Origin of the sequence: Clostridium tagluense, assembly GCF_003865095.1 — a bacterium.
GTDB classification, from domain to species: Bacteria; Bacillota; Clostridia; order Clostridiales; family Clostridiaceae; genus Clostridium_AD; species Clostridium_AD tagluense.
In genome coordinates this window covers 13,573-29,843 of sequence record NZ_BHYK01000017.1, presented here as the reverse complement: position 1 = coordinate 29,843, position 16,271 = coordinate 13,573, and the positions used below count along the sequence as shown (strand labels likewise).

General features: G+C 32.6%; 11 protein-coding genes. 1 reads left to right on the top strand and 10 read right to left on the bottom strand.

What is annotated here, in order from left to right; all coding sequences use genetic code 11:
• Positions 1-20: 20 nt before the first annotated feature.
• Positions 21-1,751: a phospho-sugar mutase gene (locus Ctaglu_RS14910; protein ID WP_185732728.1), complete on the bottom strand. Its 1,731-nt coding sequence runs from the start codon at positions 1,749-1,751 to the stop codon at positions 21-23.
• 361 nt (positions 1,752-2,112) lie between these two features.
• On the opposite strand from Ctaglu_RS14910, the gene Ctaglu_RS14905 reads away from it, so the two are divergent.
• Complete coding sequence (locus Ctaglu_RS14905; protein WP_125003068.1) at positions 2,113-3,603, top strand: aminotransferase class I/II-fold pyridoxal phosphate-dependent enzyme; 1,491 nt, start codon at positions 2,113-2,115, stop codon at positions 3,601-3,603.
• 19 nt (positions 3,604-3,622) lie between these two features.
• Here Ctaglu_RS14905 and Ctaglu_RS14900 read toward each other — a convergent pair whose 3' ends face one another.
• The 9 genes from Ctaglu_RS14900 to Ctaglu_RS14860 all read right to left on the bottom strand — a co-directional run bounded on the left by Ctaglu_RS14900 (position 3,623) and on the right by Ctaglu_RS14860 (position 16,059).
• Positions 3,623-4,468, bottom strand: coding sequence for a hypothetical protein (locus tag Ctaglu_RS14900; protein WP_125003066.1), 846 nt, complete (start codon positions 4,466-4,468; stop codon positions 3,623-3,625).
• A 255-nt stretch (positions 4,469-4,723) separates the two neighbouring features.
• Complete coding sequence (locus Ctaglu_RS14895; RefSeq protein ID WP_125003064.1) at positions 4,724-5,302, bottom strand: indolepyruvate oxidoreductase subunit beta; 579 nt, start codon at positions 5,300-5,302, stop codon at positions 4,724-4,726.
• A gap of 2 nt (positions 5,303-5,304) precedes the next feature.
• Positions 5,305-7,071, bottom strand: coding sequence for an indolepyruvate ferredoxin oxidoreductase subunit alpha (gene iorA, locus Ctaglu_RS14890; protein WP_125003062.1), 1,767 nt, complete (start codon positions 7,069-7,071; stop codon positions 5,305-5,307).
• A gap of 156 nt (positions 7,072-7,227) precedes the next feature.
• Positions 7,228-8,124: a phosphate butyryltransferase gene (locus tag Ctaglu_RS14885; protein WP_125003060.1), complete on the bottom strand. Its 897-nt coding sequence runs from the start codon at positions 8,122-8,124 to the stop codon at positions 7,228-7,230.
• Positions 8,125-8,192: 68 nt separating this feature from the next.
• Entirely contained in the window at positions 8,193-9,623 is a 1,431-nt protein-coding gene (gene glnA / locus Ctaglu_RS14880; protein WP_125003058.1) for a type I glutamate--ammonia ligase, read from the bottom strand.
• Positions 9,624-9,772: 149 nt separating this feature from the next.
• Complete coding sequence (locus Ctaglu_RS14875) at positions 9,773-10,786, bottom strand: alpha-hydroxy-acid oxidizing protein (protein WP_125003056.1); 1,014 nt, start codon at positions 10,784-10,786, stop codon at positions 9,773-9,775.
• Between the two features lie 12 nt (positions 10,787-10,798).
• Positions 10,799-11,260 (bottom strand): 2-thiouracil desulfurase family protein, encoded by a 462-nt coding sequence (locus Ctaglu_RS14870; RefSeq protein ID WP_125003054.1) that lies wholly within the window; start codon positions 11,258-11,260, stop codon positions 10,799-10,801.
• A 38-nt stretch (positions 11,261-11,298) separates the two neighbouring features.
• Positions 11,299-13,662 carry an endonuclease MutS2 gene (locus Ctaglu_RS14865; RefSeq protein ID WP_125003052.1) on the bottom strand — a complete coding sequence of 788 codons (2,364 nt, stop codon included), beginning with the start codon at positions 13,660-13,662 and terminating at the stop codon, positions 11,299-11,301.
• Between the two features lie 18 nt (positions 13,663-13,680).
• Complete coding sequence (locus Ctaglu_RS14860; protein WP_125003050.1) at positions 13,681-16,059, bottom strand: U32 family peptidase; 2,379 nt, start codon at positions 16,057-16,059, stop codon at positions 13,681-13,683.
• Between the last annotated feature and the right edge of the window lie 212 nt (positions 16,060-16,271).

The following is a 16,271-nucleotide window of genomic DNA, read 5'->3' as shown; positions in this document are numbered from 1 at the left end:
CTTATATTAATATAAAGTTTTTAATTTATGTATGAATCATTAACTATTGACATAACATTTTCTTTGAGCCGAATTATTTTTTCAGCTGTATTTTCTATAGAGTTTCCTTTAACAGATAAATAAATTTTCATTTTTGGTTCAGTACCAGAAGGCCTAGCTACAAACCAAGAACCATCCTCCAAAACAAACTTTAATACATTTGATTTTGGAAGTTCTATTATTTTCTGACTGTGCATTATTAAATCCACTTCTAACCCAGATCTATAGTCCATTTTTTTTACAATTTTATTTTTTCCTAGGTTTTCCTTCAATGAAGACCTTAAATGTTCTAGTATATTACTAATTTTTTCTGCACCATCTTTTCCTTTTAGTTCCATTGAAACTAAACTTTCTTCGTAGTATCCATGTTCATTATAAATATCTATCAGTGCATCGTACAAGCTCTTACCTTTATTTTTGTAGTAAAGTGTCATCTCGCAAATTAGCATTGCTGCTATAACTGCGTCTTTATCACGTACAAAATTTCCAGCTAAATATCCAAAACTTTCTTCAAACCCAAATATAAATTCTTTTTTACCTTTCAGCTCAAACTCTTTAATTTTTTCTCCAATATATTTAAATCCTGTTAGCACATCTAATACTTCAACATTATATTTTTTTCCAATGGCCTCTACCATATCTGTAGTAACAATGGTTTTTATTACCACACCATTGTTAGGTAACTTACTAGTTTCACACAATGATTTTAAAATATAATTGCTTAATAATACACCCGTCTGATTTCCTGTAAGAACTTTATATTGACCCTTTTTATCTTTGACTACTACTCCGATTCGATCACAATCAGGGTCTGTTCCAAAAATTATGTCTGGATTAATGTCTTTTGCCATTTCAAGAGCTAATGTAAATACCTTTGGATCCTCTGGATTAGGGTATGGTGCTGTTGGAAAATTTCCATTTGGCATTTCTTGTTTATTTACAACAAATACATTATCATAACCAAGTTCATTTAAAACTCTTCTCACAGGTACATTTCCCGAACCATGAATAGGCGTATAAATTACTTTTAAATCCTTGGCACATTGCGAAACTAAGTCTTTTCTCATAGTTAAATTCTTAACCTTAGTAATGTATGATAAATAAAGACTTTCTCCAATGATTTTTAGAATTCCATTTGTTTTAGCTTTAGAAATCTCCATAGTTTTCACTTTAGAAAAATCTTTTATTCTCCCTGCACAGGTTATAATTTCATTTGCAACCTCATCAGTAACTTGTCCACCGTCATCCCCATAAACTTTATATCCATTATACTCTTTAGGATTATGCGACGCAGTAATAACAATACCTGCTTTACACTTTAGTTCGCGGACAGCATAAGATAAAATCGGAGTTGGTGTTAAGTGCTCAAATAAATTAACAAAAATGCCATTAGCACAAAGTGTTTTTGCAGCAGCTCCTGCAAATTCCTTTGACATATTTCTTGAATCATAAGCAATACTGACTGATATATTATCCTTATATTTCGAATTTAAATAGTCTGCCAGGCCTTGAGTAGCTTTGCCTATGGTATGTATATTCATTCTGTTTGTTCCCGCACCCATTACCCCTCTTAGTCCTCCTGTACCAAACTCTAAATCTTTATAAAATCTATCTTCAATTTCTTTTTCATCTACTAAATGTTCTAACTCACTCTTTAATTCTAAATTTATGGAATTAGAGTTAATCCAACTTTTATATTTTTCTCTATACATCATATATTAACCTCCTTGAATTCCTAAAAACAGATAACAATTTTTAATTATTATCTCACATTATACTATCATAGCAACACAAATAGAAGTGACTTTTTATCAATAACCAATATTTACCTGTTTTGTTGTTTTTAATATTATTTTAGAAAAATCTACATATATATACTGCAGCGTTTGTTTTTATTTTAAATTATTATTGCATTTGCATATTTTATCCTTTATAATTATAAATTGTTTGAATGAATATATTTCAAAAAATAATTTTTAATATTTGGAACATAAAAATAAATAAAATAATATACTTACTCCACATTTATTTGAATGTACCTTAGTATAAGTTCCTTTGAAAGGGGTGTATAAATTGTATAGATTAAATCAAAATGAAACTCCATTATTTGATGCTCTAATGGAATATGTTAACAGAGATACCTTGCCGCTGCACGTACCTGGCCATAAAAAAGGAATAGGAGCCGATGAACAGTTTAGAAGTTTTATGGGGGATAACCCTTTTAAAATTGACGTTACAGTTTTTAAACTTGTTGATTCTTTTCATCACTCAACTGGACCTATTAAAAAGGCTCAAGAATTAGCGGCAGATGCTTATGGTGCTGATGCTTCATTTTTCTCAGTTCATGGTACTTCAGGTGCTATTCAAGCTATGATTATGTCTGTAGTTGGATCTGGCGAAAAAATAATTGTGCCTAGAAATGTTCATAAATCTATAACCGGTGGCATAATACTTGCCGGTGCTGTCCCAGTTTATATGCAACCAGAACTAGATAAAAAAATAGGTGTTGCTCATGGAGTTTCACCGGAGACAGTAGAAGCAACCTTAAAGGAAAATCCTGATGCAAAAGCAGTACTTATAATTAATCCAACATATTATGGAGTTTCCACTGATATTAAGAGCATTGCAGATATTGTTCACGAGTACGACATTCCTCTTATAGTTGATGAAGCTCATGGACCTCATCTTAAATTTAATGATAGATTACCAATGTCTGCCATGGAAGCTGGTGCAGATATATGCTGTCAAAGTACTCATAAAATTATTGGTTCCTTAACGCAAAGCTCTATGCTCCATGTTAATTCGAATCTTGTTAGCCCAGCTAGAGTTAAGCAACTAATAAACTTAATGCACACAACTTCACCTTCCTATATTCTAATGGCATCACTTGATTGCGCAAGAAGACAAATTGCATTGCATGGCGAAGAGCTTTTAGAGAAAACTATTGATTTATCCAATTATGTAAGAAGTGAAGTAAACAAAATTCCAGGACTTTATTGTTTTGGTGAAGAGGTCTTAGATGGTCTTGGTGCTTTCGCTATTGATCCAACTAAAATCACAATAACCTGCAGAGATTTAGGTATAACAGGTTATGACTTAGATATGATACTTTCTAACAAATATCATATACAAATGGAATTATCTGATCTTTATAACATACTCGCAGTTGGTTCCTTTGGTGATACTGAAGAGGGAATGGAGAAATTACTTACAGCTTTAAGAGAAATAAGCAATGAATACTATGGCAAAGGCATAAAAAAATCCGATTTTATTGATATTCCTAGTATTCCAGAGCAAGTTCAGATTCCTCGTGAGGCTTTCAACAGTGTAAATACTGCTGTAGAAATTAAAAAAAGTGTGGGCATGATAAGCGGAGAATTTTTAATGGCTTACCCACCTGGTATTCCAATACTTTGCCCTGGTGAGAGAATAACTCAAGAGATTATAGATTATGTTGAAAAATTAAAAGCAACTGGACTATATGTTCAAGGAACTGAAGATCCAGAAGTTGAATATATAAAAGTCGTTCGCGAAGAAGATGCTGTCTATATAACTGTTGAATAAATGTAAAAAGAACTCCAAATTAGGAGTTCTTTTTGCTTCTATTTAAATTTACTCTATAATCAATGTTTTCTTTTTCAATAGTGCCTAAGTACTTAAAATATTCAGTGTCTGACATTTTACTTATGATAATGCAAGTATCAACCAATTTATTAAAATACCCCATCATATAACTTATCTTCATTAATGGCTGCGTTAGTTTATGATTAAATCTAATGGACATCTGTTTTCTCTTTTTTTCTGCAGTTTTTTTAATATTTGAATAACATCCACTTCCAGAGTCTATCAATTTTATCTTTTGTAGATTTATGCTTAAAGCCTCTCTATATATCGGTAATAGTTCTTCTAGCATATGTGCATTAAAATATTTTTTTTCTGTTTTATACTCACCTGCTTTAGCCATAAGTTGTTTTAAAACCGCATTGTTATTTTTTCTAACACTAGGCAATTTAATAACAACTTGTTTTACTTGTTCTGAGTCCACAATTCCTTCTTTAGTTAAGAAATCTAAACCCGCCTCCACTAATTTATAATCCTTCTTATCCTTTTCAATTGCACCATCCTCTTGAAATGCATTTACTATACAAATTCTGCTTTCTGTATTATAAAATACATCTGAAAAATAGGCTAGTTTTGCCAGTCTTTCTTGTAATGATTTTTCATTTACGATTTCATTTTTTTCATTAATATAAAGATACCCCAAATTTTCTTTTCGAAAATTTCTAAATAGTTTTTTAGAAAATGTAATTTCTCTATATAATATATTATTATATTCTAAAGGGTCAAATATCTTAACGACTTCACCTTTTTTTGTATATTGTTTTATAATTTCTAATATTTCTTTAGATGCTGGTGAGTATATTGGCATTTTTATTTCCCCCTCGTAGTCCTCTGGAGCACGAAACAATTATTTTGCCTCTTATCGCTCTCTGGTGTAGAACCTTTATTTATATTATATCAAATTTTCAGAAATATCCCACAAAAATATACTATTTTCTGCTTAGTGCGCAATTTAAAATATATATTTGCATTATTAAGTAAATTACAATGAAAAATAAGAAACAAGAGCTTTAACCCAAAGCCCCTATTTCTTATTAAAAATTCACTAAAGTTACACCGTTAATTATTGAACATCCATACCTGCACTAAATGCCTTCTTGTTTATTTCTACAGCTTTAGGAGGTACTATATCACTAATAACTTCTTCCCAGTTTATATCTTCTAATTTAAGCACTTTAATTAGTGCTCCTAGTAAAACTACATTTTGGGCTTTAATATTCCCAAGATTTTTAGCGATTTCAGCTGCATTAATAACTATTATGTTATTAACTACGTCACCTAATCTTTCATTTACATTTTCAGGATATTTTTCTTTACCTATTAAAACTGGTATAGGATATATTTCATAATCATTTACTACCATATAACCATCTTTCTTTAAATAAGGCAAATATCTAGCTGCTTCACTTTTTTCGAAGGATACTATTACATCTACTTTACCTTTTTCTATTAGAGGTGAATAAATTTTCTCTCCAAATCTTACTTGTGTCGTAACACTTCCACCTCTTTGAGCCATGCCGTGAACTTCTGACATTTTTACATCATATCCACTTTTTAAAAGTCCTTCTGTCAAAATTTTAGATGCTAGAATAGTTCCTTGTCCACCTACACCTACAAATAATACATTTTTATTTTCGCGCATAATTATTCACCAACCTTTTCTATAGCTTTAAATGGACATACCTGCATACATATTCCGCAGCCATTACACATAGTAGCGTCTATAGTTACAGCTCCATTTTGGAATTTTATCGCCGGACAGCCTATTTTTAAACAGGCATTGCATTTTTTACATTTTTCTTGATCAATAACACATTTAATTCCCGCTCTAGCTTTAAGTACATCCTTAATTAATGCACAAGGTTGTTTTGTAATGATTACAAAGGGCTCTGTGCTACCATGTGCTTCTTTCACTGCACTCTTAGTCTCATCTAGTTTATATGGATCTACTACTCTTATATTTTCTGCTTTAATACCACAGGCAAGAACTAACTGTTCAATATCAATCATAGGTGCGGGAGTTCCTTGAAGGGTTTTTCCTGTACCAGGATTTTCTTGATGTCCTGTCATACCAGTAATTCTATTATCCAAAATACAAGTAACTATCGGGGTATTATTATAAACTGCATTTATAAGCCCTGTTATTCCTGAATGGAAGAAAGTTGAGTCTCCAATAAAAGCAAAAACTTTTTTATCATCTCTGCTGGCAACCATATTGGCTCTTTCAATTCCTGTACCTGCTGAAATTGAAGCACCCATACATATAACTGTATCTGTTACACTAAGAGGTGCTACCATGCCTAGTGTATAGCATCCTATATCACCAGATGATATTATATCTTTATATTTAGATACTTCATAAAAGATTCCTCTATGTGGGCAACCTGGGCATAATACTGGTGGTCTTGATGGAGCTTGTACATCTGTTTTATAAGTAATGTCATTAACTTCACCTATAATAGCCTTTCTTACGATGTCAGGGTTTAATTCATCACAAATAGGAATTACTTCTTTTCCTATGCATTCAATTCCCATTGCTTTTATTTCAGTTTCTAAATATGGGTCATTCTCTTCTATTATATATAGTTTTTCAACCTTAGCTGCAAATTCTCTAATCATCTCATCTGGAAGAGGATAACTCATTCCTATTTTTAAGTAGCAAGCACTATCTCCAAAAACTTCTTTAGAGTATTGATAAGAAATACCACTGGTGATTATTCCTATTTTAGGATCTCCCATTTCTATTCTGTTTAAAGGTGAAGTATTAGAGTATTTTCTTAGTGCATCTAATCTTTCTTCTACTTCATAATGTTTAGATTTTGAATGCGCTGGCGTCATAATGTACTTCTTAATATTCTTTTCGTAAGGTTTAACTTCTACTGATTTTTTTTCTCCAAGTTCTAGTGCAGATTTAGAATGACATACTCTTGTAGTAACTCTAAATAAGACAAGCGTATCAAATTTTTCACTAATTTCATAAGCTGCTCTCATATAGTCTAAGCATTCTTGTGAATCAGATGGCTCTACCATTGCTACTTTAGCATGTGGTGCATAGTATCTATTATCCTGCTCATTTTGAGAGGAATGCATTCCAGGGTCATCTGCTGTAACCACAACAAATCCTCCGTTAACGCCTTCATAAGCCATTGTAAATAAAGGGTCCGCAGCTACATTTAATCCTACATGCTTCATAGTAGTGAGTGTTCTTGCTCCACCAATAGATGCACCGGATGCGACTTCGAATGCTACTTTTTCATTAGGTGCCCATTCTGCATAAACACCTTCATATTTCGCGAAATTTTCTAGTATTTCTGTACTAGGTGTTCCTGGATAAGCTGAAGCTATATGGCATCCAGCTTCATAAGCACCTCTTGCAATTGCTTCATTACCTGACATTATTATTTTTTTCATATATTATATCCCCCTTGTATTACTTATGGGCACTCAACAATTATCAATTGTTGAGCCCCTTGCCTTTCTCATAAGTACTCAACAATTATTAATTGTTGAACCTCTTGTATTCCCCATGAGCACTTAACAATTATTAAATGTTAAACACCTTATTTTTTAAACTACCACTGCCCCAAGAGCTATAGAATATAATTTAGATTTTGCACTATCAGCTCTGGAAACCAATACTACTGGACATTTTGCTCCTACTATAATGCCCGCACTTTCAGCTTTTGCAAAATACGTAAGAGATTTACCTAAAAAGTTTCCAGCTTCTATATTTGGTACCAGTAAAATGTCACTATCACCAGCTACATCGCTAATAATACCCTTATGCTCTGCAGCCTCTTTTGAGATTGCATTGTCTAGCCCCAAAGGCCCATCAATTAAACAACCTTTTATTTGCCCTCTTTTATTCATTAGTGATAGTGCCGCAGCATCTACCGTTGCCTGCATTGAAGGATTAATAACTTCCACCGCGCAAACAGGTGCAACCTTTGGAATATCTATTTGCAAAGCATGTGCCACATCTACTGCATTATTAATTATTTCAATTTTTTCTTTAAGTTCAGGACAAGTAACCATGCCTCCATCAGTTAAAAACAATAATTTGTGGTAAGCAGGTACATCATAAACCATAACATGTGACAAAAGTCCTTTGCCTCTTAAGTTGGCTTCTTTGTTTAACACTGCTTTTAATAAATCAGAAGTACCAAGCATCCCTTTCATGATGAAATGAGCCTCACCACTGGATACAAGTTCTACTGCTTTTGCTGCAGCTTTTATTATGTTTTTCTCATTTACAATTTTAATATTTTCAAGATTTAAATTTTGACTTAGTGCAATTTCCACTATTTTATCTTCATCACCAACTAATATGGCATCAACAATTTGTAGTTTAACTGCTTCTACTACCGCCTTTAAAACTATGCTATCTTGTGCTACAGCTACTGATAATATTTTTTTTTCTTTACCTATAGCAAGTTCTATCAACTCATCAAGTCTTTTAATCATGATTTAACCCCTTTCTCTTAACATACATAATACTAATTACTCACTTACTTAATCTTTACTATTAGAAATTATAAATCATAATACAATTGAAATTCTATTGGTGACGGAACTGGAATTACCTTTTTTATTTCCTTTTCATATTTAAACTTAATCCAGGTATTAATAAAATGCTCATCAAATACGTTGCCTTTTAATAAGAAGCTAGAATCTTTTTTAAGTTCTTCAAGAGCTTCATCTAAAGATCTTGGCAAGGTCTCAATTTTATTTCTTTCTTCCTCGGGCAAATCAAAAACGTTTACATCGTATGGTCCGAAACCTTCAACTGTAGGATTAATTTTATTTTCAATACCATCAATACCAGCCATAAGTATTGCAGAATATGCTAAGTATGGGTTTGCTGTAGCATCTGATGGTCTAAATTCAAATCTTCTAGCTTCAGGATCTTTAATATATCCTGGGATTCTTATTACTGCACTTCTATTTCCTGTAGCAAAACAAATTGATACCGGTGCTTCAAAGCCTGGTACTAATCTTTTATATGAATTAGTTGAGGGATTAGTAAATGCAAGTAACGCTTTAGAATGCTTTAATATTCCACCAATAAAATATAGAGCAGTTTCACTCATTTGAGAATATCCATTTTCATCAAAGAAAAGGTTTTTTCCATTTTTTCTTAAGAGCATATGAACATGCATTCCACTTCCTGCTTCTCCAAATAATGGTTTAGGCATAAAAGTAGCTGTTTTTCCGTGAGCAACTGCTTCATTTTTAATTAGGTGCTTTGCCATCATTGTAGCATCAGCCATTTTAGTCATTTCACCTAGTTCAACCTCTACCTCAAGTTGCCCCGCGGATCCCACCTCATGATGATGATATTTCACGGCTATGCCCATCTCTTCGAGTTTTAAACATATTTCACTTCTTAAATCATTATTAAGATCATAAGGTAAACCTAAATGGTAACTTTTTTGGAAAGGTGCTTTGTATCCAAAATTTTCTTCTTTGTTATTGGTATTCCATGGTGCTTGCTTAGAATCTATGAAAACCTCTTGATGATGGCTTGTAACTTCATAATTTATGTGATCAAATATATAAAACTCAAATTCAGGTCCTATTGCATATTCATCAGCTATTCCCAGTTCTCTCATATATTTTTCTGCTTTTTCAGCTATAAATCTCGGATCACCAGAAAATCTTCCTTCATTTTTTCCAAGAGTATACATATTTGCAATCATACTTAAAGTTGGTATCTTGCAATATGGATCAACAAAAGCTGTGGTCATGTCAGGAAGAAACCTCATATCTGAATCCTCTATAGTTGAGTATCCATAACTTGATCCATCAAACCCTATTCCTTCAGAAAAAGTCTTTTCTGATAGCCTCTCAACAGGTATAGTTAAATGATTCCATCGCCCCGGTAACGTTACTACTTTAAAATCTATAAATTTAATATTATTTTGTTTTATAAACTCTTGTACTTGACTAATATTATTAAACATTTATAAAAACCCCCTGCATCTTTATAGAAAAATTTTAAATATTCATAATTTTAGTATAATACATGATTTTTTTTTGTCAATTCAACCTGCTAAAGGAAATGGAATAATTCAAAAAAAGTCACAATATTTCAGTGACTTTTAGTGTAAATTTAATATAAAATTCTTTTATTAACATTTTTTATAGAGTTGCATCCTGTCAGCACCATTGCTGATTTTAATTCACTTTTCAATAAATCAATGTAAGATTTCACACCCTCTGCCTTACCTCCAAAGGATGCTACTACAAAAGGTCTACCAATAAGTACTGCGTCTGCACCTAATGCTAACATTTTAAGTATATCCGCACCACTACGAACTCCACCATCAGCTAAAATAATTACTTTTCCCTTAACTGCTTTTGCAATTCCCTTGAGAACATCTGCAACACCCGGAGTTTGGTCTAATACTCTTCCTCCATGGTTTGATACTACAATTGCAGCTACTCCAGCTTCTACTGCAAGTTCTGCTTCATCTACAGTCATTATTCCCTTAAGAATAAATGGAAGTTTCGTTGATTCAACAATTTCTCTAATCTCTTGTACATTTTTAGGCATAACTGGCTTGCCAGCCAGGGCCAAGGTAATAAGACCACAGGCATCTATATCCATACCTATAGCAAATGCACCTGCCTTTTCCGCTAATTTAATTTTTTCTATAACTGAGGCATTTTCCCAAGGCTTTATGATTGCGATTCCATTTCCACCCTGTTTTTCTAGTTGGTCAAGATTAGTTGTGAGAAAAGAATCTACAGCAGTATCTCCAACCATTGGGGAAATCCCTCCTGCTAGGCACCCACTAATAATCCAAGATATATACTCTTCTTCACTAAACTTACCACCCATATTTAATGTAGTGCCGGATACCGGAGCCGCAAACACAGGCATATCCATTTTCCGTCCAAATAACTCTGTGGATGTATCAGGATTTTTCGCATCATGTATGGTCCTCATATTAAGTTTATGAGCATTAAGTGATTCTATATTGATTTTAAAAGCATCTCCAGTTCCTTTTCCGCCCATTCCAGGCACCTCTCCAGCACAAGCAACTCCATTACATATAGGGCAAACTCTGCAACTTTTATTTAAATTCCCTTTAGCTTCTTTTAAAACATCTTTATAATTCATCTTACTTCCTCCTTAGTCAAATTTTACTCCATCTAAATTTTCCTCAGTATAAACTTTTATGCCTTTGGATAATAATAACTGCGCAGTAACTCCATTACCATCTCTCTTAGTTCCACTAAAAGTGCCATCATATATTTGGGAAATTCCACAAGAAGGACTTCGTGCCTTTAAAATAGCAATGCTAGCTCCAGCTGCCTGTGAAATTTTAAGTGTTTCATAAGCACCTTTTATAAATTGTTGGGTTACATCATCGCCTTCTGGCCCAAGAATCCTAGCTTTACCCTTTAGCACATCTGAGCCGTTTCCATTTACAATTTCATGTGCTGCCCTAGGCGTTTCTTGTCCTCCTAGTTGCTCTGGGCAAACAGGAATTGCTTTTCCTTCTTTTAAGAGTTTTAGTACACGTACATCTAAATTATTGCCACCATTATACTTACAATCAATGCCACATAAACACGCACTTACAATAATCATACCCACACCATCCTTTACTGCCTATTAATTAAGCCAAACTATTTAAGTTCTACTACAGTGACTCCACTACCGCCCTCACCATAATTTCCTAACCTGTAGGCCTTAGAATGACCATGTCTCTTTAACATATCTGTAATAGTATTTCTTAAAACCCCCGTACCTTTACCATGAATAATGGTAACCTCTTTAAGACCTCCTAAATAAGCATCATCTAAATACTTATCAACAGTATATACGGCTTCCTGCGCATCCATACCTCTTAAATCTACGGAGGTAGATACATTTCTTAAATTTAGCTTAAGCTCTCTCTTATTTATCTTGGCCTTTTTCTTTTCTTCCTGCGTAACCTTTGACTTGCGCAAATCATCTACTTTAACATTTATCTTCATAATACCTGCTTGAACTTGTACTTCACCGCGACTATCAGGTTTTGAAATTACAATAACTTTCTGATCAAGTGATGGCAAATATACTTCTTGACCTTCTTTTACAGTTTTTAGCTTTTCTCCTAGATCCTCATTGTTTTTTTGTACATGCTTATCTAAGCTTTCAAGCTTATCTTTAATTTTCATTCTTTCCTCTTCAAGCATTTGTCTTGCTTCAGATGGGAATCCCAGTTTTTCTAGTTCTCTCATGTTTTTAAGAATAACATCAGATTCTTCCTTAGCATTTCTTACTAGCATTTTTGCTTCTCTTTGAGCTTCATACATTGCATTTTCTCTAATGTTTTCAAGTTTATATAATTTTTCCTGATATTTATCTTTTAACTTACTAGCTTCTAGTTTCAAACCCTCTGCAGTCCTAGCATCTTTTTCTGCCTTTATGCTCTTTTCTTGAAGACTTTGAACTAATTCTTCAAATTCTAAGGTTTCACTCGAAATATTTTCTCTAGCATTTTTAATAATATAATCAGGAAGACCGAGCCTCTTAGAAATCTCAAAAGCATTAGATTTACCTGGCACTCCAATTATTAGTCTGTAAGTAGGACTTAGTGTGTCCACATTAAATTCTACAGAAGCATTTTCCACACCTGTAGTTTTTAATGCATATCCTTTTAATTCACTGTAATGTGTAGTTGCAACTACTTTTGTCCCTCTTGATCTTAAATTTTCCAGAATTGATACAGCAAGCGCTGCTCCCTCTGTGGGATCTGTTCCAGCACCTAATTCATCAAATAGAGCTAATGTTTTTTTATCTGCTTTTTCAATTATGTTTACTATGTTTGTCATATGAGAAGAAAAAGTAGATAAGCTTTGTTCTATGCTTTGCTCATCACCTATATCTGCGAAAATTTCATTGAAAAAGCTTACCACAGAGCCATCTCTAGCTGGAATTAAAATCCCACTCATAGCCATTAACTGGATTAAGCCCACAGTTTTTAAAGTTACTGTTTTACCACCAGTATTTGGTCCTGTTATTACTAGTGAGGTAAATCCTCTTCCTAAGTATATATTACTCGGCACTACTACCTTAGGGTCTATCAAAGGGTGCCTAGCCTCAATTATATCTATTACTCCCTCATCATTAACACTAGGTATAATGGCATTAATTTCTATTGCATATTTTGCTTTAGCAAAAATAAAATCTAATTCCCATACTATATTTGCATTGCTATCAACAATATTTATATTTTCATATATTTTATAGGATAGTTCAGCTAAAATTCTTTCAACCTCAGCTTTTTCCTTTAGCATTATTTCTTTGATTTCATTGTTTAAATTCACGAGACTCATTGGCTCAATGAATAATGTAGCTCCAGAGGAACTCTGATCATGAACAATACCCGGAACACTGCTTTTATGCTCTATTTTAACGGGAATTACATATCTATCTCCCCTTATAGTATAAAGACTTTCTTGAAGATATTTTGCATTAGATCTAACTAATGAATTTACCTTTTCCTTTACGGAAGAGTTTTTCTCTTTTAGTGATTTTCTTAAATTAAAAAGTAAACTACTAGCCCTATCAGAAATTTCATCATCACCTATTATGGCTATAAAAATTTCATCTTCTAGTTTTTTTATTGGAACAATTCCGATACATATATCTTCTAAAACTCTAGAAGTTTCTCCGCCTTTGCTTCCAACATAATTTTGAAATAATCTAGCACACCTAAGCATTTGAGCTATTCGCAGGAGCTGCGTTGGCATAAGGCAGGCTCCTTTAGATGCCCTGCTTATGGCATCTCGAACATCGTATATCCCTTCAAAAGGCGCACTTCCTTTTTTTGATAAAAGAAGTAGTGCCTCATTAGTCTCCTGCAAGTGTTCTCGTACTTCATACATATTCGTGTAGGGTTCTAATTTTTCTATAATGTCCTTACCCGCCGTAGTATGAGTATATTCTTTAATTTTGTCTTTGATTTTATAATATTCTAAAACTTTTAATGATTTAGTATTCATAGTTTCACCGTCTTTCCTTTATTCTACGCCTCTTTTATAGTGGCCCCTAGTATAATCCTTAAATTCTGTACTCCAAGTTCTTTTAATATAATTATTAAGAACCTCAAGAGTTTCTTCATAATTTTCATGAATAAAATCTAATCTAAAACAAGAAATATTGTTTTTTATTATCTCTGTCATATTAGAAATCAAATTCACTGGCACGTTATTATAAATATAGCTTCTACAATATTTATCAGTATTAATTCTAAACTCTTCATTCATTCTATCCTTAAGTGTATAACATCCAGTAGTACATTTCTCACTACAAGTTTTATTATCACTTTTACCACCAAAAACACTTCCTATAGCACAATATTCACTAACCATAAGTTCATATTTACCATAAACCATAATTTGCAGTGGTAGCGAACTTTTAGCCCCTATTTCCTTAATTTCCTTTTGGTTAAGCTCTGCACTAATGCAAGTTCCCGTAAGGAAATCCTTGTAAAAATCTCCTGCATAACTATTAAAAACATTTAATTTGTAATCTCCAATTATACTTATTTTCTTGTTAAATCTATTAATTATTCCTAAATTAGCTGTAATAATACCTTTTATGCTCCCTAAGTTATTTTCAATAAACTCACAAACACTTTCGAATTCACCCTTGATAATATTAGGTGCCTTGAGATAAATATTTACATCATACTTATTAAAATCAATATTACACGCTCTCATAAAAGGGTTTATAGCGATGTTATCAAAACCCATTTCTATTACTGCTCTTAGCTGCTCTTCATTACTTACATATATAAGTGTCTCTGGTATAGTGCTATCCTTCTTATCTACATCTTCTATAAAATTATTTTCTACTTGTAAACTTTTTTCCTTATTGTAATTAATTTGTTTACCGCTATTTTCTCTTTTATACTTTTCTGTTATATAATTTTGAATACTCTCTGTTAGTTCTCGCCTTACTGAATTTAATGCAGCCATTGGCAAGAACCCATCTTGAAAATTTTCAAAATTCACTTCATTTATTTTAAAAGGAGTATCTCCTGTTTTAGATAGATTTTTAATAATGCGCTCACTATCTAGTGGTTTGTTTAGGGCTGCTTGAACTATTTCTCCGAAAACATTGAAATTCTTTCCCATGTAAATAGTACTTATGCATAATGGTTTATTTACACTAAAATCTATTAAGAGATTTAATTCTATTTTTCTCCTAAATGCATCACTATAACTTTTCGAAAGCTCATTCATGAGCTTAACATCAGAAATCTTATATAAAATGTCCCCAGCTTTATATTTAGTTGGTTTTAATAAAACCCTATCCCCCATTACTGCGTTTTGAACTTCCATTCCCTTCACAATAATCTTTGATATGGCAAATCCATCCTCATTAAACATTACGCCATCTTTTAAAGCTACCTTTTCTAAAAGAGTTACTGATAAATCAGCGGCAACTTTTCCTATTGGAATTCCAGAATTCTTAGGAACCTTATATGCCATCATATCTTTTCCACTATTACCATATAAATAAGCCTTTGAAAAACCTTCTCTATTAAATAATTGTGTTAAAACTTTAGTATCCTCATCTAACTTTTGTATTTTATTGTTATAAATATTGTCAAGTTCACGTCTATATATCTCCACAACGCCTGAAACATATTCTGGTTTTTTCATTCTTCCTTCAATTTTTAGCGAAGAAGTACCTGTTGTTACTATATCTTTTAAGTTATCTAAAGTACAAGTATCTTTAGGGCTTAAAATGTATGCCTTATGCTCTTTATTAGTGTTTTTATCTATTAGTGTATAAGGTAATCTACAGGGTTGGGCACATCTGCCTCTATTTCCACTTCTACCACCTATAATACTACTCATAAGGCACTGCCCTGAATAACATATACATAGTGCTCCATGAACAAAAACTTCTGTTTCCACTTTTAAAGTATTAGATATGTAATCTATTTCTTTTAAACTAAGTTCTCTGGATAAAACTATCCTTGTAAAACCTATGTTTTTTAAAAACAAAGCTCCTTCACCATTATGAATCGTCATTTGTGTAGAGGCATGAAGCTCAAAACCTGGAAAATTATTTCTTATTAAATATATGAGTCCCGTATCTTGAACTATAAGTGCATCTACTCCTATGCTATATAAAAAGCCTACATACTCCATAATTTCTTTAAGCTCATTATCCTTTACTAAGGTATTTAAAGTGACATATACGCGAACTCCATATATGTGGCAATAATCCACTGCGCGAGTAATATTCTCATTATCAAAATTAAAAGCATAAGCTCTTGCTGAGAATTTGCTTCCTCCTATATAAACTGCATCTGCCTTCATTTGCACTGCTGCAATTACGCTTTCCATACTTCCAGCAGGGGCTAGTAATTCAATTTTTTTCATTTACATCTCTCCTAATAAGTGTTATATGTTCTATTATACAGTAAAAGTTATCATAAATTAAGAGATTAAAAGATTTTATATTAATATTACTCATATTTTACACCCATAGACACAATAAAAATAATGGAATATAATAAAAAAGGCTAGCTGACTTACCTGTTATTTTTTAAAAGGAGGCCTTGCTTAAAAAATTTACTAATGGAGATATGAAT

What these genes read in the sequence shown, in the direction of transcription:
- Ctaglu_RS14900 (WP_125003066.1), bottom strand. Translation starts at nt 4,468, where the DNA reads ATGCCAATATACTCACCAGCATCTAAAGAAATATTAGAAATTATAAAA.
- Ctaglu_RS14910 (WP_185732728.1), bottom strand. Translation starts at nt 1,751, where the DNA reads ATGTATAGAGAAAAATATAAAAGTTGGATTAACTCTAATTCCATAAAT.
- Ctaglu_RS14860 (WP_125003050.1), bottom strand. Translation starts at nt 16,059, where the DNA reads ATGAAAAAAATTGAATTACTAGCCCCTGCTGGAAGTATGGAAAGCGTA.
- Ctaglu_RS14895 (WP_125003064.1), bottom strand. Translation starts at nt 5,302, where the DNA reads ATGCGCGAAAATAAAAATGTATTATTTGTAGGTGTAGGTGGACAAGGA.
- glnA (WP_125003058.1), bottom strand. Translation starts at nt 9,623, where the DNA reads ATGTTTAATAATATTAGTCAAGTACAAGAGTTTATAAAACAAAATAAT.
- Ctaglu_RS14885 (WP_125003060.1), bottom strand. Translation starts at nt 8,124, where the DNA reads ATGATTAAAAGACTTGATGAGTTGATAGAACTTGCTATAGGTAAAGAA.
- Ctaglu_RS14875 (WP_125003056.1), bottom strand. Translation starts at nt 10,786, where the DNA reads ATGAATTATAAAGATGTTTTAAAAGAAGCTAAAGGGAATTTAAATAAA.
- Ctaglu_RS14870 (WP_125003054.1), bottom strand. Translation starts at nt 11,260, where the DNA reads ATGATTATTGTAAGTGCGTGTTTATGTGGCATTGATTGTAAGTATAAT.
- iorA (WP_125003062.1), bottom strand. Translation starts at nt 7,071, where the DNA reads ATGAAAAAAATAATAATGTCAGGTAATGAAGCAATTGCAAGAGGTGCT.
- Ctaglu_RS14865 (WP_125003052.1), bottom strand. Translation starts at nt 13,662, where the DNA reads ATGAATACTAAATCATTAAAAGTTTTAGAATATTATAAAATCAAAGAC.